Source organism: Enterococcus sp. DIV1208, assembly GCF_050530455.1.
Taxonomy (GTDB): domain Bacteria; phylum Bacillota; class Bacilli; order Lactobacillales; family Enterococcaceae; genus Enterococcus_B; species Enterococcus_B hirae.
Window position 1 is genome coordinate 1,942,088 of sequence record NZ_CP172887.1, and the last position, 17,987, is coordinate 1,960,074.

The 17,987-nt window shown below is 38.1% G+C and carries 18 protein-coding genes and 2 tRNA genes; 1 reads left to right on the top strand and 19 read right to left on the bottom strand.

The genetic code is table 11. The annotated features are described in order from the left end of the window. Positions 1–4: 4 nt before the first annotated feature. The 14 genes from pstB to IGK91_RS08965 form a co-directional block, all read right to left on the bottom strand. Positions 5–811: a phosphate ABC transporter ATP-binding protein PstB gene (gene pstB / locus IGK91_RS08900; protein WP_010718563.1), complete on the bottom strand. Its 807-nt coding sequence runs from the start codon at positions 809–811 to the stop codon at positions 5–7. Between the two features lie 14 nt (positions 812–825). Then, positions 826–1,710 carry a phosphate ABC transporter permease PstA gene (gene pstA, locus IGK91_RS08905; RefSeq protein WP_010718564.1) on the bottom strand — a complete coding sequence of 295 codons (885 nt, stop codon included), beginning with the start codon at positions 1,708–1,710 and terminating at the stop codon, positions 826–828. Continuing rightward, entirely contained in the window at positions 1,710–2,630 is a 921-nt protein-coding gene (gene pstC / locus IGK91_RS08910) for a phosphate ABC transporter permease subunit PstC (RefSeq protein ID WP_010718565.1), read from the bottom strand. Before pstC ends, pstA begins: the two co-directional genes overlap by 1 nt. A 117-nt stretch (positions 2,631–2,747) precedes the next feature. Continuing rightward, positions 2,748–3,602, bottom strand: a complete 855-nt coding sequence (locus tag IGK91_RS08915) for a phosphate ABC transporter substrate-binding protein PstS (protein ID WP_010718566.1) — start codon at positions 3,600–3,602, stop codon at positions 2,748–2,750. 349 nt (positions 3,603–3,951) lie between these two features. Further along, positions 3,952–5,400: a cardiolipin synthase gene (gene cls, locus IGK91_RS08920; RefSeq protein ID WP_010718567.1), complete on the bottom strand. Its 1,449-nt coding sequence runs from the start codon at positions 5,398–5,400 to the stop codon at positions 3,952–3,954. A 671-nt stretch (positions 5,401–6,071) separates the two neighbouring features. Beyond that, entirely contained in the window at positions 6,072–6,956 is an 885-nt protein-coding gene (gene ftsX / locus IGK91_RS08925; protein WP_277985448.1) for a permease-like cell division protein FtsX, read from the bottom strand. Beyond that, on the bottom strand, positions 6,949–7,635 hold the full coding sequence (gene ftsE, locus IGK91_RS08930; RefSeq protein ID WP_010718569.1) for a cell division ATP-binding protein FtsE: 687 nt from the start codon (positions 7,633–7,635) through the stop codon (positions 6,949–6,951). Before ftsE ends, ftsX begins: the two co-directional genes overlap by 8 nt. Positions 7,636–7,739: 104 nt before the next feature. Further along, positions 7,740–8,838 (bottom strand): peptide chain release factor 2 gene (prfB, locus tag IGK91_RS08935; protein WP_178243920.1). Its coding sequence is split into 2 segments (ribosomal slippage): positions 7,740–8,765 and positions 8,767–8,838, totalling 1,098 coding nucleotides; the frame shifts between segments, so codons are not numbered across the junction. A 145-nt stretch (positions 8,839–8,983) separates the two neighbouring features. Next, positions 8,984–11,518: a preprotein translocase subunit SecA gene (gene secA / locus IGK91_RS08940; protein WP_010718571.1), complete on the bottom strand. Its 2,535-nt coding sequence runs from the start codon at positions 11,516–11,518 to the stop codon at positions 8,984–8,986. A 215-nt stretch (positions 11,519–11,733) separates the two neighbouring features. Next, complete coding sequence (gene hpf, locus IGK91_RS08945; protein WP_010718572.1) at positions 11,734–12,294, bottom strand: ribosome hibernation-promoting factor, HPF/YfiA family; 561 nt, start codon at positions 12,292–12,294, stop codon at positions 11,734–11,736. A gap of 133 nt (positions 12,295–12,427) precedes the next feature. Then, a complete protein-coding gene (locus tag IGK91_RS08950; protein ID WP_010718573.1) occupies positions 12,428–13,117 on the bottom strand; it encodes a ComF family protein in 690 nt (229 codons plus the stop codon). Next, a complete protein-coding gene (locus IGK91_RS08955) occupies positions 13,104–14,477 on the bottom strand; it encodes a DEAD/DEAH box helicase (protein ID WP_128479014.1) in 1,374 nt (457 codons plus the stop codon). The genes IGK91_RS08950 and IGK91_RS08955 overlap by 14 nt, the downstream gene beginning before the upstream one ends. A gap of 176 nt (positions 14,478–14,653) precedes the next feature. Continuing rightward, entirely contained in the window at positions 14,654–14,977 is a 324-nt protein-coding gene (locus IGK91_RS08960) for a PTS sugar transporter subunit IIB (protein WP_010718577.1), read from the bottom strand. A gap of 96 nt (positions 14,978–15,073) precedes the next feature. Next, positions 15,074–15,361: a DUF7662 domain-containing protein gene (locus tag IGK91_RS08965; RefSeq protein ID WP_010718578.1), complete on the bottom strand. Its 288-nt coding sequence runs from the start codon at positions 15,359–15,361 to the stop codon at positions 15,074–15,076. Positions 15,362–15,489: 128 nt separating this feature from the next. Here IGK91_RS08965 and IGK91_RS08970 point away from each other — a divergent pair, with 128 nt between their 5' ends. Continuing rightward, complete coding sequence (locus IGK91_RS08970) at positions 15,490–16,137, top strand: YigZ family protein (RefSeq protein ID WP_063627399.1); 648 nt, start codon at positions 15,490–15,492, stop codon at positions 16,135–16,137. Between the two features lie 95 nt (positions 16,138–16,232). On the opposite strand, the gene IGK91_RS08975 is transcribed toward IGK91_RS08970, so the two are convergent. From IGK91_RS08975 to IGK91_RS08995, 5 genes are all read right to left on the bottom strand, one after another. Then, the gene (locus IGK91_RS08975) at positions 16,233–16,940 is read right to left on the bottom strand and encodes a GntR family transcriptional regulator (RefSeq protein WP_010737976.1); all 708 of its coding nucleotides are present in this window, start codon (positions 16,938–16,940) and stop codon (positions 16,233–16,235) included. 256 nt (positions 16,941–17,196) lie between these two features. Continuing rightward, complete coding sequence (locus IGK91_RS08980) at positions 17,197–17,367, bottom strand: hypothetical protein (protein ID WP_010718581.1); 171 nt, start codon at positions 17,365–17,367, stop codon at positions 17,197–17,199. Positions 17,368–17,487: 120 nt separating this feature from the next. Further along, positions 17,488–17,559: transfer RNA gene (locus tag IGK91_RS08985), tRNA-Gln, on the bottom strand. A gap of 6 nt (positions 17,560–17,565) precedes the next feature. Next, positions 17,566–17,646: transfer RNA gene (locus tag IGK91_RS08990), tRNA-Tyr, on the bottom strand. An 87-nt stretch (positions 17,647–17,733) separates the two neighbouring features. After that, complete coding sequence (locus IGK91_RS08995) at positions 17,734–17,967, bottom strand: DUF2969 domain-containing protein (RefSeq protein ID WP_010718582.1); 234 nt, start codon at positions 17,965–17,967, stop codon at positions 17,734–17,736. Between the last annotated feature and the right edge of the window lie 20 nt (positions 17,968–17,987).

The window sequence follows — 17,987 nt, forward strand, 5'->3', positions numbered from 1 at the left end:
CGTCTTACCCAAAATGACCCGATACATAATCTTCGGTCGCTTTAATTTTTGGTCTAGTAAATATCTTATTCGTTTTATCGTATTCGATCGCTTTTCCTAAGTAGAAAAAGGCAGTATAGTCACTGATACGAGCTGCTTGTTGCATGTTATGGGTCACAATGATGATCGTGTAATCATCTTTTAGATTCACTAATGTTTCTTCCACTGTCCCAGTAGAAATCGGATCAAGTGCGCTGGCTGGTTCATCTAATAACAAGATATCCGGTTTCATCGCAATCGCACGTGCAATACATAAACGTTGTTGTTGACCACCTGACAAGGCTAAAGCACTTTTATCCAGGCTATCTTTTACTTGATCCCATAATGCGGCTTGTTTCAAGCTGGTCTCAACGATCTCATCTAATTTCTTCTTGTTCTTTTCGCCATGTTGCTTCAATGCAAACGTGATATTTTCATAGATTGATTTACTAAATGGATTTGGTCGTTGGAAAACCATTCCGATTCGCTTACGCATCTCATAGACATCAATTTGTGGTGCATTGATATCGACATCTTTGTACATGATTTTACCAGTCACCTTAGTATTTGCGATCCCATCATTCATCCGATTCAACGAACGTAAATAAGTTGACTTCCCACAGCCAGAAGGACCGATTAAAGCTGTGATCTTATTCTTTTCAAATTCCAGATCAACACCTTTGATCGCTTCGTTGTCACCGTACCAAACATGAAGATCATCTGTATAAAGGGCAATTTCTTTTTCTTGACCCATTGTGATGATATTTCTTTCATTCCAATTATATTCTTTCATCTTACTTCTTCTCCTTAAGCTGAAGTCATTTTCCGGTATAAACGTTTACCAATCGCACGAGCACCAAAATTGAATAGTAATACTGCGATAATTAAGACCGCTGATGCTCCAGCAGATACTGATACACCATCTGGCATCGTTCCTTCCGTATTGATTTTCCAAATATGAACAGCTAGTGTTTCAGCTTGACGGAAAATACTGATTGGACTAGAGACACTCAATGGATTCCAGTTTGAGAAATCAAGTGCAGGCGCGCTTTGCCCAGCTGTATAGATCAAAGCTGCTGCTTCCCCAAAAATTCTCCCTGAGCTTAAAATGACTCCTGTTAAAATCCCTGGAGTTGCCTCAGGTACAACTACACGAATTACTGTTTCCCAACGTGACAAACCTAATGCAAGCCCTGCCTCACGCTGTGTGTAATGCACCGCTTGTAAAGATTCTTCTACCGTTCTCGTCAATAGAGGTAAGTTAAAAACTGTTAAAGCTAGTGCCCCAGAGATAATGGAGAAGCCATACTGGAATTGGATAACAAAAACTAAAAAGCCAAACAAACCAACAACTACAGATGGTAATGAGCTTAATATTTCAATTGAAGTACGGATAACATCAGTCAACCAGTTTTTACCAGCATATTCAGAAAGGTAAATACCGGCTCCTAAAGAAAGCGGAAAACTAATGATCATCGTGATCAATAATAAATAAATCGAGTTAAATAATTGGATACCGATTCCGCCACCTACTTGATAGGCTTTTGATGGTTCAGTTAAAAATGACCAAGAGATATGAGGAATTCCTCGAACTAAAATATATAAAAGTAACGCAGCTAAGATCAATACAATAATTCCCGATATTGCATAAAGGACTCCTGTTGCGATTTTATCAGAGCGTTTTGCGTTCATTATTTCAATGCCCCTTTCTTACCAATCATTCGGATCACGATATTAAAGATTAATGACATCAATAGCAAGATCAAAGCTAATGACCATAACACGTTGTTTTCAATTGTTCCCATGATCGTATTTCCGATCCCCATTGTTAAAATCGACGTCAATGTTGAAGCAGGAGTTGTTAATCCTGTTGGCATCAAGGCAGCATTCCCGATGACCATTTGGATCGCTAATGCTTCACCAAATGCACGTGCCATACCAAATACAACGGCTGTCAAGATTCCCGGTACAGCAGCTCGTAAAACGACTTTATAGATCGTTTGCCAACGTGTAGCTCCTAAAGCTAATGATGCTTCACGATAATGACGCGGCACAGCTTTTAAGGCATCGACTGTCATAGTCGTCACAGTTGGTAAGATCATGACAAACAAAACAAATGTCCCAGCTAAAATACCAAAACCAGTTCCGCCAAAAATGTTTCGGATAAATGGTACGATGACTGATAATCCAATAAAACCATAAACAACAGATGGAATGCCAACTAATAGTTCAATGACTGGTTGCAAGATTTTTGTGCCATTTTTTGGAGATATCTCTGTCATGAAGACCGCTGCACCGATGGCAAAAGGTGTCGCGATGATCGCAGATAAAAAAGTAACGATAAACGAACCAGCGATCATTGGTAATGCCCCGACCATCGGTTTACCATCTGCACCAATTTGTCCAGGATTCCAATTCGTTCCAAACAAGAAATCAAATACGTTGATCTTATCAACGAAAAAGGTCGCTAATCCTTTACTTGCAACAAAATAAAAAATGGCTACTACTACTAGAACGATCAAGGCGATACATAAGAAGCTGATGAATTTACCACGCTGCTCCATTTTTGAACGTTTTGATTTTGTTAATAATACTTTTTTCACATCTTCCACAGATGATTCCCCCCCAGTAAGGTTTAACATACTTATACAGTGTACAAAGCGAACATCAATTTGAGTTTAATAACATGTAAAATTTATGCGAAGTTTGTAAAGATTGTGTAAAGATGATTATTTTACAATATTTCCTTCCCAATCACGTTCTACTTGCATACGTGAAACCGGAATATAACCTAATTCACCTACGATATTATTTTGAACTTCTTCTGATAGCATGTAGTTTAAAAACTCTTTCGTTAACTGTTTTGGTTGATTTTTTGTATACATATGTTCATAAGCCCAAATGATCCATTTATTGGTCGTAACGTTGTCATCGGTTGGCTCTACACCATCAATACTCAAAGTAGCCACATCGTTGGTTACATATGAGAAAGCGACATAACTAATTGCTCCTGGAGTATCTGCAACGATTTGTCGCACCATTCCGCTTGAATCTTGTTCTTGCGCACGAATCGCCGTTTCTCCATCAAGGACCCATTTTTCAAAAGTACTACGTGTCCCACTTCCTGATGCACGATTTAAAATAACCACTGGTTGGTCTTTCCCGCCAAGTTCTTTCCAGTTGGTGATTTCACCCGTAAATAACTTCCGTAAGTTTTCCATTGAGATGTCTTTAACGCCCACTTCCTTGTTAACGATCGGTGTGATCCCAACTACAGCCACTCGATGATCAACTAAAGCAGATGCATCGATTCCAGATTTTTCCTCCGCAAATAAATCAGAATTCCCGATATCTACTGCTCCAGATTGGACTTGAGATAATCCAGTTCCACTTCCTCCACCTTGGACATTGATGAATTTCCCAGGGTTTGCAGCCTGAAAAGATTCAGCGACTGTTTCAACTAATGGTTGCAATGCGGAAGACCCGACAGCTGTAATGGATTCTCCTCGATCGATCCATTTTGAACAACCTGATAAAAGAATAGTTAATCCTATTATTGGTAAAAGTAATTTTAATTTTTTCATTTAGAAATCTCCTTCAGTCCTAAAGTAAGTTCATTTTAACATTTAACAAAATACTTGAAAACGAATTAAAATTATAAAATAACAAAAATAATGATTATTAATAAAAAAACACTATCTCATTAGGTTATTCTATGCTATACTGGCTTTGAAATGTGTCTCTTTATCAAACATTATCTAACTTATTTCTTGCTTTCCCCAAAAACAAGAAGTACCCCAAAGTTAGTTTTGTTCCTGTGAGACGCTTTCTCCATTTCTGACAGTTTACAGAAATGGCCCCGACAGAAAAAGGACATGAGCTGACGTCTTAGACGCCTCCCTCATGTCCTTTTTGATTAGCTGGAAGTAGCAATTATAATAATGGCGAGATCAATCGTGCCAAACCTTCTTTTAATTTGATGATAAATCCTCGATTTTCATAGCGTTCTTTGGTTAACAGTTGTGACTTTCTTGAATCAGCAAAGAAAGCTTTTCTTACGTGAGTCGCCATTCCTTCATCATAGATCAACGCATTCACTTCAAAGTCTAATTTGAATGAACGGACATCAATATTTGCTGAACCAATTGAAACTATTCCACTGTCAATGATCATGGTCTTAGCATGGATAAACCCATTTTCATAGGTTTCGATCACTGCACCATATTCGATTAGTTCTGCTGCAAAAGAATAAGTTGCCCAATAGACTAACGGATGATCAGGTTTATTGGGAATCTGAATCTGAACTTTGACACCAGAAAGCAAGGCTAATTTCAATGCTTCATGAATGGATTCATCTGGGATATAGTAAGGCGTTTGAATCAATATTTCTTTTTTTGCTAATGAAATCATTTTTAAATAAGTCAATTTGATTTGTTCATGCTCAGAATCTGGGCCACTTGTGACGATTTGAAGTGCTAAAGTGCCTACAGAATCAATTTTTGGGAAAAATTTTGGTGCATAGCTGACTTCTTTCACGTGCTGCGAGTTCCAATCCATCAAGAAACGATTTTGTAGCGTATAAACTGCTTCCCCATAGATTCGCAAATGATTGTCTCGCCAATAACCAAACTTTGAAACTTCTCCTAAATATTCGTTTCCTACATTGAATCCACCAGTATAACCAATTTTCCCATCGATAACAACGATTTTGCGATGGTTTCGATAATTGATTCGTGGATTGATATAAGGGACAAATAGTGGAAAGAAAAAAGCGACTTCACCACCAGCTACCTGTAATTCGTGGAAAAATTTTGCATTTACTTGGGTAGACCCCCAAGCATCTAATAATACACGGACTTTAACCCCTCTTTGAGCTGCTTCAGTCAGCGCGTCACGCACTTCCTTACCCAGAGCATCGCCCCGATAAATATAATATTGTAGATGGATATGATCTTTTGCCTGCTTGATGTCTTCAATCAATGCATCAAATTTTTCTCGTCCATCCGTAAATAAAGTCACTTCATTTCCAGTTGTGTACAATGTACTTTCAAACACTGTCAGCATATAGATTAGTTGCTTGACATCAACTTGTCCTGTTGGTGGATGCGGATAAAGTCCTCGCATCAAGGCTTGTTTGTCTTCTTCAATTTCCAAGTTCTTCCCGATTTTCCCTTGGATCTTCAAATCAAAGATCTTGTCTTGTGAAATACCTCTGCCAAAAAAGATATATAAAAGAAAACCGACAATCGGAATAAACATTAATACTAACAACCATGCCCATGTCTGAGCGGTTTCTTTTCGTTCACGAAAAACAATGACAATTGATAATAAGATATTCGCAATTAAGATGATCGTAAAAAAATTATCAACAACTACTCTCATGGCTCACCTCTTCACTTTTACACCTACTTAAGAATAGCCGAGATGTTTTTTAAAGTAAAGTGAAAGTATCAGACAGATAATGATCTCAATGAATTAAAATACCTACTGCTGTACCAATATGACCTCCTATTGATCATTACTTGATATTATTTTTTTATTTTATATTATGAGACAAAAAATGATAGCGTTTTACAAAGAGATTGAGACAAAAGTGTTTAGCATCAAGAAATAAGAAGGAATTTCCGAAAATTGACAAGAAACACAAAAACTAGTTTTTGATGTTGATTGTTATCTACTTGGTGCTTCTCAAATTTTTGGTAAATTTCGGCAAATTTTCCGAAGATGCTGCTTTTGTCTCACCGTGAACAAGAGGTCGTGAAAGAAGCGTTTAGCTCCGAGCGAATAAGAGAGGATTTTTTAAAATAGCTCCTCATATTTTAGAAAATCATCGCTTATTGTTGAGGAGTTGCTTCTTGAACGCCGTTTATTCGTTTTTAGAGATACTAGAAGAGACTGAGACGAGTTTTGTCCCAATCTCAACTAAAAAAGCAGACAGAAAAATGAATTTCTGTCTGCTGATTCATTGAATCATCCATTTAAACTTTAAAGTTGTTGGATCTTCTTGAAACAACTCGTTCCATCCTTTCATATGGTGAAACGATGGAAATGAATTAAAACTTCAAGAATCTTCTCATCGAAATAATTGATCCTAATGAACCGATAATGATTCCGATCCCAGCCATCAAAGCGTTGATTTTCCACACGATATCCTGTGGTTGGATCAAGGAATAGTGGGAGCGCAATAATGAAGGGTTAAGCATTCGGAATACTTCTTGGTACCCAAATGTAATCAGCAATACCGGAATAATTGCACCGATCAAACCAATCCAGCCACCTTCTAAAAAGAATGGCCAACGAATGTAGCCGTTTTTGGCACCAACTAATCGCATGATTTGAATTTCTTTTTGGCGAGATAAGATCGTGATTCTGATTGTATTTGAAATCAAAAACATTGCAATAAACAATAATAATGCTGCTGCAGCTAAGCCCCATGTTCGAACGGTTCCTGCAAGCTTAAGAATTTTATCTGAAGACGTTCCACCGTAATCCGCGCGAGAAACATTCGCTAATTTTCCGGCTTCTTGAGATACTTGTTTCGTATAAGAAGGTTCTGACGTTTGAACGACATAAACATCATATAACGGGTTGTTATCTCCTTCAAATAAACTCCATGAATTCCCCATAGCATCCTGGATCTTTTTCAACTCTTGGTCTTTACTTGAGAATTTGACACTTTTGACGTGATCAATCTCTTTTAATTGTTTTTCAAGATTCTTCATATCTTTTTCATTCGTGCCAATATCAACGAAAACAGAAACATCTACGTTGCCTTCGATATCTTCGGCTAGTTTCGTTGCATTCATGATCACAGCCATGAATACCCCAACTAATGTTAATGTGATCGTCACGGCACTCACTGAAGCGACAGTCATCCAGCCGTTACGCTTTAAACTCTTGATACTCTCTAATAAATGTCGGAAAAAGGTTCTAATCATCGTATCCATATTCCCCTTCCGCTTGGTCACGTATGATTCGTCCATTTTCGATGGCGATCACTCGATGACGAATTGTATTCACGATCGTACTGTTATGGGTTGCCATAACGACCGTTGTCCCTTGAGCATTGATTCGGTCCAATAACTTCATGATCTCCCAAGAATTCTCCGGATCTAGATTTCCTGTAGGTTCGTCAGCAATCAATACTTTCGGCGTATTTACGATTGCACGGGCAATCGATACCCGTTGCTGTTCCCCACCAGATAACTCACTTGGAAAAACACGCACTTTATGTTTCAATCCAACAAGATCTAACACTTCCATCACACGTTTTTTGATATCTCGTGGTTTTCTACCGATTACTTGCATCGCATAAGCGACATTTTCGTAAACTGTTTTTCTCGGCAACAGTTTGTAGTCTTGGAAAACTACCCCGATTTCTCTGCGTAAGTAAGGAACATCTTTGTTTTTGATTGCCATTAAATCATGACCAGCAACATTTAAGGTTCCTTTTGACGCTTTTTCTTCTCGATACATCAATTTGATGAATGTAGATTTCCCAGCCCCTGATGGACCAACTACATAAACGAACTCTCCTTGATCGATAACAACCGATAAATTTCGGATTGCAGTCGTACCATTTGAGTACTTTTTCATGACATCCTTCATTTCAATCATGGCGTTCTCTCCATATCTTTTCTCAGTCTCTCACCATTATAGCATGGTAATGTTTCATCTTGCTTTCAAAAGCTTACAATTTTATTTCAATTAAAGTCAACTATTTAGAGGTGCATTTTTAAATATCCGTCAATAAATAAGTCTAAATCGCCATCCATTACAGCTTGAACATTACCAGTTTCTACGTTTGTCCGGTGATCTTTTACCATTGAATATGGATGGAAGACATAGGAACGAATTTGTGAACCCCAACCAATTTCTTTTTGCTCCCCACGCAATGCTGCAGCTTCTTGTTCTTTCTTTTCAACCTCAAGTTGATACAACTTCGCTTTCAACATGCTCATTGCTTGTTCTCGGTTTTTTAATTGTGAACGCTGCGCTTGACTAGCTACGACCGTTCCTGTTGGAAGATGAGTGATCCGAACGGCAGACTCTGTTTTATTGATATGTTGTCCTCCGGCACCGCTTGCTCGGTACGTATCGATCTTCAAGTCATCTGGGTTGATGGCAACATCAATCGTTTCATCTAGTTCTGGCATCACATCGACCGAACAAAACGAAGTGTGGCGCCGTTTGGCTGAATCAAATGGGGAGATCCGAACAAGACGGTGGACACCTTTTTCCGATTTTAAATAGCCATATGCATTATGCCCTTTGATCAGTAAAGTCACACTTTTTATTCCTGCTTCATCCCCTGCTTGGTAATCCAATGTTTCCACTTGGTAGCCATGTTGTTCTGCCCAACGTGTATACATGCGTAACAACATACTTCCCCAGTCTTGGGATTCTGTACCCCCTGCTCCAGGATGAAGTTCGACGATTGCATGGTTGCGATCATATGGACCATCTAAAAGCATGGCTAATTCATACGTCTTCATTTTTTCGTCTAATAGTTGGATTCTATCTTCTGCTTCTTGTTGCATTTGAGCATCTGGTTCTTCTTGCAACATTTCTACCATTAGGGCTAACTCTTCTAATTCTTCAGCTAACGCATTGAATTGATCATACGTTTCTTTATTTGTGTTGTTTTCATTGATCACTTTTTGTGCTGCTTCGCTATCATCCCAAAAACCAGGCTCTGCCATTTTGGCTTCAGCTTCAGCGATGTCTTCTTCCAACCGATCTAAGTCAAAGAGACCTCCTGAAACTTGTGACCTTTTCTTCCATCTCAGCTAATAAGTTACGGATTTCTGAAATCTCCATAAACTTCCCTCTTTCTATCTACATTATTTTATGTTTTATTCAACCACTTTAGTTTAACAGAAACGCTTCATAACAGAAAGAAGGTGAGTCGATTCTTAATCAAAAAGAACCGATCTCACCAATCTTATCTGCTAGCTGTCAAAAATTAGTTCTCATCTTTTCCATGACAGTTTTTATATTTTTTCCCGCTACCACATGGACAAGGATCATTTCTGCCTACTTTGTTCACGTGAACCGGTTGTTTTTTGGCACTTGTGTTGCTATTTTCTTTTGCATCACCGGTAGTTGGTTGAACTGCTTCGCCGGTTGACACTTGCTCCCGTTGAACATTTTGACGAATCTCAGCTTTCATAAAGAGACGAGTCACTTCATATTCGATCGCTCCAACCATCTCTTCAAACATCTTGTATCCTTCTGTTTGATACTCAACCAATGGATTGTTTTGTCCATATGCTCTAAGACCGATTGATTGGCGTAATTGATCCATAGCATCGATATGATCGGTCCATTTCGAATCCACTACTCGTAGAATGACTACTTTTTCAAATTCTAGTAATTGTTCAGGTCCGTTGAGCTGGTTAGCTTTCGTATTAAATACTTCTTGTGCTAACTCATTTAAATATTCTTTGATCTGTTGCGGTTCTTTCCCTTTAAGGTCATCGATTGAGATGCTATCTTCATGGACTAATGTACTACCTGCAAAATCAACGATTCCTTCAAGGTTCCAGTTGTCTTTTTCTAGTTGTGTGTGTGCATCTACTACCCGACTGATCGTACGTTTGATCATATTCATCATTGGTTTAGACAAACTTGTTTCTTCCATGATGACTTCTTGACGTTGTTTGTAGATAACTTCGCGTTGTTCTCGCATTACATCATCGTATTGTAAGACATTTTTACGAGTATCGTAGTTATTTCCTTCGACACGTTTTTGTGCTGATTCCACTTGTTTTGTCAGCATCTTACTTTGGATCACTGCATCCTCTTCACCGATTTTCATGCGATCTAAGAATGCTTTGATCCGTTCAGAACCAAATCGTTTCATCAGATCATCTTCCAATGAAAGATAGAATTGAGACATCCCTGGGTCTCCTTGACGTCCAGCCCTACCACGTAATTGATTATCGATACGACGTGATTCATGACGTTCTGTCCCGATAACAGCTAGTCCGCCTAGTTCTCTGACACCAAGTCCCAACTTGATATCTGTACCACGTCCAGCCATATTCGTTGCAATCGTCACCGCACCTTTTTGACCAGCATTCATGATGATCTCCGCTTCTTTGAAGTGGTTTTTTGCATTCAATACTTCATGTGGGATACGTTCACGATTCAACATATCAGACAATAATTCTGAAGTTTCCACTGCTACCGTTCCGACAAGAACAGGTTGTCCTTTGCGGTAACGTTCTTTGATGTCTTGCACCACCGCTTGGAACTTGCTAGTCAATGTTGGATATAACAAATCAGGTCGGTCGTCACGAATGACTGGACGATTTGTTGGGATTTGACAAACTTGAATATTATAGATTTCCCGAAACTCTTCTTCTTCTGTTTTTGCTGTACCAGTCATACCTGACAGTTTCTTATACATTCGGAAATAGTTCTGGAACGTGATTGTCGCCATCGTCTTCGTTTCGTCTTCGATCTCTACGCCTTCTTTTGCTTCAATCGCCTGATGTAATCCATCAGAGTAGCGGCGTCCATCCATGATACGACCAGTAAATTGGTCAACGATCAAGACTTTTCCATCTTGGACCACATAATCAATATCCAAGATCATGATATAGTTGGCACGCAATGCTTGATCCAGATGGTGGGTTAAGGCAGTATTTTCAATATCATATAGATTTTCTAAGCCAAATGTTTCTTCGGCTTTCTCGATCCCTGCTTCAGTCAAGCTGATTGTTTTCGATTGCACATCGATTTTATAATCTTCTTCTTCTTTCAAACGTTTCACAAAATTATCTGTTCTTGTATATAAAGCTGTTGATTTTTCAGCTTGACCTGAAATAATCAACGGTGTTCTTGCTTCATCGATCAAGATCGAATCGACTTCATCGACAATCGCATAATTCAATGGTCTTTGAACCATTTGATGACGATAAACGACCATGTTGTCTCTTAGATAGTCGAAACCTAATTCATTATTGGTACTATAGGTAATATCACAATTGTAAGCATCTCGTTTTTCGTCCGCTGATTTTGAATTGATATTCAAGCCAACTGTTAAACCTAAAAAGTTATATAATTCGCCCATTTCAGAGGAGTCACGAGTAGCCAGGTATTCATTGACAGTAACGACGTGAACGCCTTCTCCCGTCAATGCATTCAAATAAACCGGCATTGTCGCTGTTAAAGTTTTCCCTTCACCAGTACGCATCTCTGGGATATTTCCATCGTGAAGAACGATCCCCCCCATCAATTGTACATGGTAAGGATAAAGTCCCAACACTCGTTTGGCAGCTTCACGAACTACCGCAAAGGCTTCCGGTAATAATTGATCTAAAGTTTCCCCTTTTTGATAGCGAGCTTTAAACTCAGCTGTTTTTGCTTGTAATTGTTCATCTGTTAATGCTGCCATTTCGTCAGCATGATCTTCTACTTTTTTAGCAATACGATCTAAACGTTTTAGTTCTTTTTTATCATTTTCGATAATCGAACGAATAAAATTGGCCATGCGTTGTATAATCTCCTTTTTACATATATTATCCAGATTATGTAGATTCTAGTTTCTATTTTATCATTAGTTCTAGATAATTGAAATATCTTAACACAATTAATGTAATATATTCACAATTAATTCACAATTTCTGACGTAGACAAAAAAGAAGCTGTGGCAAACCGTGAAGGGTTTGCCACAAGCTTTTTACTGCTTTTTCTAATTGTTATTTATCAGTCGGTTTCAATCAAACCGTATTTGCCATCTTTACGACGGTAAACGATACTTGTACCATTGGTTTCTGCATCTTCAAAAATAAAGAAATTATGACCAAGCATGTTCATTTGTAGAACAGCCTCTTCACTGTCCATTGGTTTCAGTGATAAACGTTTCGTGCGGACAATGTCTAATTCAGAATCATTTTCATGATCGGCATCGTCAGCTTCGTTATTGAATAATACCGCTGCATCGGCTGTGTTCATACCGGTTTCGCGAGATTTACGGTTAATTTTTGTTTTGAATTTGCGGATTTGTCGTTCCAATTTGTCAACTACCAAATCAATACTTGCATAAAGATCAGGTGATGTTTCTTCGGCACGCAATACAAGATAAGGTAATGGAATAGTTACTTCCACTTTCGCTGTTTTTTCAGTATAAACTTTTAAATTTACATGTGCTGTAGCATCGGGTGCATCACTGAAATAGCGTTCAAGTTTTCCTACTTTTTTCTCAACGTAGTCACGAATCGCTTCAGTTACTTCGATATTTTCACCGCGTACATTGTATCTAAACATAAAAATTACCCCTTTCGTCTACCACAATCAAGAAGGAGAAGGACCACTCTTTCCCTCTTCTTACTACCATTATATCGAACTCTAATCCATTTGCAAACTAAATCGCTATCAAGGACATTCGTTTTTCATTTATTTATCGAGCTAGCGAAAAGGTGCGGATTTTTTCAGGAGCATGTGGCAATAAACAAGAAGCAGCATGAAAAAGGGTTTGCCCCGTCGTATAGACATCGTCTACCAACAATACTTTTTTCCCTTTGATGATCGTTGGAACAACAGCTAATTTGAAAGGTTGGGTAGTTTTTAAACGTTCCTGACGTGTTTTTTGGGATTGTGGAAGTGAATGATCAGAGCGAGTCAGCAGTTGACTATAAGGTATTTTAGCTACTCTCAACATTTCAATGACCTGATTAAACCCACGTTCTTTTAAACGAGCAGTTGCTAGTGGGATTGGACAGATTTGATAATCGCTAAATTCTTGTTGTATTATTTGCAACTGTTTAGCAAATGTACCTGCCAGTCGGACATCTCCCATAAATTTATAGCGCTTTAACCATTCTTTGAAGGCTGAATCATAGTAAAAACAAGCATGATGACTGAAATCATAATTGGGATAGGCGTTTTTCCAGGCGATACAATCTTCACAATACGTAATATCACCAGGCAGTTCTTTCTGGCAAGTTCGACAGCTTTGCTGTTTATTTATCGGACGAAACAAATTTGAACAGTCCTCACAAATCTGAGGAAGAATCTTTCCCAATCCAAGAATCTCGCTGATCTTCAAATTTCGGATGACTTGTTTTTGACAATAACTACAACGATTCATGTGTTTTTTCTCCTCTAGGCTCACTATTTTTCATAGCAATCTGCTTTTTTCCCTGACGATTCATTTCTTTGATCTCACGACAGGCTAATTTGATAGCTTTTGTCAGTTCTTCATAGAAAAAATAGACTTGGCTATTGGTAAAATCTCCCTTTCGATCGGCTCGACCAGCGATTTGTACAAGGGAAGATTTAGTAAAAACACGGTGATCAGCGCCTAACACGATCACTGACACATTTGCAAATGTTACCCCACGTTCCAAAATCATTGTAGTAAGTAACACATCATATTGTTGCTTTCTCATTTGCTGAACTTTTTCTGAACGGTTTGGATCTTTTGCGGATGCATCGGTAATACGGTACATGGGTAAACAACGCTTTAACAGTGAGGCTAATCGATTCATCAAGGCAATCGACGGACAAAATAATAAGACATGATTTTGTTGGAGCAGCATGTTTAGACACTTCAAAAGTGGTCGAAGTTTTTTTTCTTTCAAACATTTATTCGGCCAGTCATTCCAAAAAAACAAATGTGGTTCAGGCAATAACCGTTGATGAAAGCGAAGTGGCAATTGATGGATCAAAAAGGTTGAACGGATTTTTTTCAGTAGCTGCTCATTAGGTGTCGCACTTAAATAGATAAATGTTCCTTTTGGTTTAATTGCAGTTTCAACAGCATAAGCTAACCCAGGATCTCCTGCAAAAGGGAACGCATCCACCTCATCGACGACTAACAGATCAAACGTCTGATAAAAACGATACAGCTGATGCGTAGTCGCAATCACGAATGGACTAAAGCGATAGGCTTCTTTCTTTTTTCCATGAAGCAGGACAATGTTTTCTTCTGGAAAAACGCCACAAAAACGTAGGTAAAGTTCGTTGCACACATCAACCCTAGGTGAAACTAATGCGACTCGTCCACCTTTTTCTAACGTTTTTATGACCTTTTCATAAAGCATCTCAGTCTTTCCCGCTCCTGTCACAGCCCAAATCATGTGCTGTTTTCCCGAGACATCAGTGACCAAGTTCGTAGAAATCGCTTGTTGAGTTGGCGTTAACTTTCCTGTCCAAGTAAAACAGACATTTCTTTTCGGCAACTCAGGTTGTTCAAATAAAAATAATTCTTGTGTGTTGTCACAACGACCTAAAAAAAGACAAACAGGACAAAAGATGATTGGTTGCTTTTGCTCTGATTTACCTATTTTTGTTCGCATGCTGCATCGATTACATGTTAACCAATTTCCTTGTAGATGAATGGCAGCTAGTTTCTGATAGCGAATCTGTTCAAAACTCTCTGTCCATTCTCTCAAGTCTCTCGTAAGTAATCGTCTGCCATATAAACTGCATAAACTACTTTTTTTCATCTAATCCCCTAAAAGAAGATACGCTACATCAGTCCATTCTTCAAAAAAATTTGAGAATGAATGGTTATTTGAAGCGGTTAGTATAAAAAATAAGCCGAAAAATCCTTGAATAGGCGACCTATTCGCTGGATTTTTCGGCTTGTTTCCGATATGAACATCTTAGTATGCTCTGTCCTTTATTTGTTTTCAATTAAATGGATGGCTTGTTGTAATACTTTTTCGCCATTCATCAAACCATAATCTGCCATATTGATAATATCTAATGGGATTCCTTTTGGTTCTAGACGTTTTTCAAAATCAGCCTTCATGAAGCGGACTTGTGGTCCCAACAGCAAAACATCAACTTCTTTAGAAGCTAGCTGATTATCGGCATCAGAAGCTGATACGGCAAAAATATCCGTATCAATTCCTTGTTCTTCAGCAGCTTTTTGCATTTTTGTTACAAGTAAACTGGTACTCATCCCAGCAGAACATACGAGCATGATTGTTTTTTTAGTCATTTTACTCTCTCCATTCTTTTAACTTTTGCAAACGATTTCTTTTTTTGCTTGTGTGATTATTATACAAAAAAGCAAGATAATGTCAACGTTTTCTTATCAGTCGAATAGCCAACTCGATTTAACTAATTGATTGAACACAACATATTCTTTTTTTAAATTGATCACCACAACCTCGTAGCCAGCATTGATCCAGCCATATGCTCCTTTTTCTGGGTGCTTATAATCATTTGCCCACCAATCAGTGCTTTGTCTAGCTGATTTAGGGAGCCCATAACTTGGAAAAAGAAGTTCGTCGATCTGTGTAAATGTTAAAGTAACCTGTGATCCCCCGTTATTTTTTAAATATTGGGTGATGGCGTCATATTTTTTTATGCGTTCTTTCATCCCCATCTCACCTTTCTTTCTTCTATTATCCCATAGACTCTCTTCATTACTCAAGTATTATAAGTGTTGAAACTAAAGGAATAATTCATTATACTTTGACTATTATCAACTACTTGTAAGGAGGAAGCATCACGCTGAATAGTTATAGAACCATCCAAGCAGACGGTCAAGCAGAAATCGAAGTCAAAAAATCTCGTTTTATTTGCTCTATGAAACGAATTGAAACGGAAGCAGAAGCTAAAGCGTTTATTCAGGCAATGAAAAAAGAACATTGGAAAGCAAACCATAACTGTAGTGCTTTCGTTCTCGGTGAAAAAAATGAAATTCAACGCAGTAGTGATGACGGTGAGCCTAGTGGTACGGCAGGTGTCCCAATGCTGGAAGTACTTAAAAAAAATGAATTGATCAATGTGGTCGCTGTCGTCACACGCTATTTTGGTGGGACAAAATTGGGTACCGGTGGTTTGATTCGTGCCTATACACAGGCTGTTTCTCACGCACTAATTGAAATCGGGATCGTGGAAGGAACACAACAGCAAGAAATAGCTGTCCATATCACCTATCCGCAATTAGGTAAATTAGAAAATATGCTTGAGTTGAAACATATTCCTATAAAAGAAACGATCTACACAGACAAAGTCACGGTTCACTGTTTGATTGTAGAAACAGAAGTTACTGCATTTAAAACAGCAGTCGTTGAATTATTGAATGGACAGGTGGAATTTACAGATGGTCCAATTTCCTATCATGAACAACTGGTAGAAGCTGACCAGTAATCACTCTATCCGCTGATCTCGAAATCAAAAAAGAAGAGCCTAGGACAAAACTTGTCTCAGGCTCTTCTTTATTTGGACTGTTTCGCATCCCTCTTTTATTTCTCTAAATAAAATTCAAAACGATTCCCTACATATTGCGTACGAACATATTCAAATGGGGTACCGTCATCAAAATAAGAAGTTTGGCGTAAACGTAACACAGCATCTCCTTTTTTTACTTCTAAATATTCTGCAATTTTTTCTGAAGCAAGAATGGCTGTTATTGTTTGATTAGCTGCCCCGATCTTATGCCCACTTTTCTCTTCGAGTACCCGATAAAGAGAATTGGTAATTTCAGATTTACTATAGTCTGCAATAATCTTTTGCGGGATACTGGCTACTTCAAAACAGATTGGTATATCATCAGCATAACGAATTCGTTCCATACGAAGAATCGTTTCGTCTTTTTCCAGTTTCAGCTTCTCCATTTCACTAGAACTTGGGGAAGTTAAAAAATAAGAGATTGTCCGACTGGAGGGTACTCGATTCTGTGATTCCATAATTTCAGTAAAACTGGTCGCACCCGACATCTTTTCTTGGACTTTTTCTCTTGCAACATATGTACCTGAGCCAATTTTTCTTTCCAAAATCCCTTCATCAGCCAGGTTTTGAATGGCTTGACGTAAAGTCATTCGACTAACATTGAATTTCACTGCCAATTCTCTTTCAGAAGGAAGGCGATCACCGATTTTCCAAATACCTTGTTCGATTTCACTTTTGATCTGATCATGGATTTGTATATAGACTGGTAGTTGATTCGACATAACGTATATCCGCCCTTTCATTTCCTTTATTATAACTGGTATATACCTGGTTCACAACTGAAAAGGAAAAAGTTTCTTTTGCTCGACTAATTGTCGATCAATCATTTGCCAACCCGTTTATTTTATCCGAAAGTTTATGTAAGTAATTGTGTTTCCTTCCTCTTTAATCCAAGTGGAAGGATTGAAAATCATTTTGTAAAATAACAAAACCTCCAAAAGACAGCAAAATCACTGTTTTTTAGAGATTGTGTTATTCTTAACGGTTTTTTGAAAGCCATTTTTTTGTGTGATTGGTTGGACGCTTTGATTTCACTTGTATCGCTTTTTCTGATTTTTTCGGTAACCGGACTTCTACCTGATACTTTTCCGACTTAATCAAATCATAGATTTTCTCTGCAGTCTCATCTACTTTTTCTTTCCACTTCATTTTACTGCCCCCTTTTTTTGATCTACCTACTATTCACTCTAGCCTATTTCTTGATAATCTTCAAGAAACAAGCTGTTTTCACACAAAAAAAGAGTGATCTTAATAGATCACTCCGTACTACTGGGGTAGCTGGATTCGAACCAACGCATGAGGGAGTCAAAGTCCCTTGCCTTACCGCTTGGCTATACCCCAATGAAATGGAGGAGAGTGGATTCGAACCACTGAACCCTAAGGAACGGATTTACAGTCCGTCGCGTTTAGCCACTTCGCTACTCCTCCGAAAGGTTTGTATCAACCTGACTTAGTTATAATACCTAATTTTCCAGATTTTTGCAACCCCTTATTGAAAATTTTTTTGATATTTTTTTATTCGTGTAGATTCCAGTGACGAATAACTGTTTCTATCGCGTTTTCAAGACTCTTTTCTTTCCCAAAATCTTCTTCACCAAAAAAAATTTCAAATTCTTTTGGTCCATAAGCCAAAATTTCCCCAATCATTTTTTTACCAATAAATAACTGAGTCACATCATAAGTTGTTCCTTTGATTTGTTTTTTGACTTCTTCGATACGCACTTCAATATCTTTATTTTTTTTTGACATCTTTTTCCACCTCCATGATA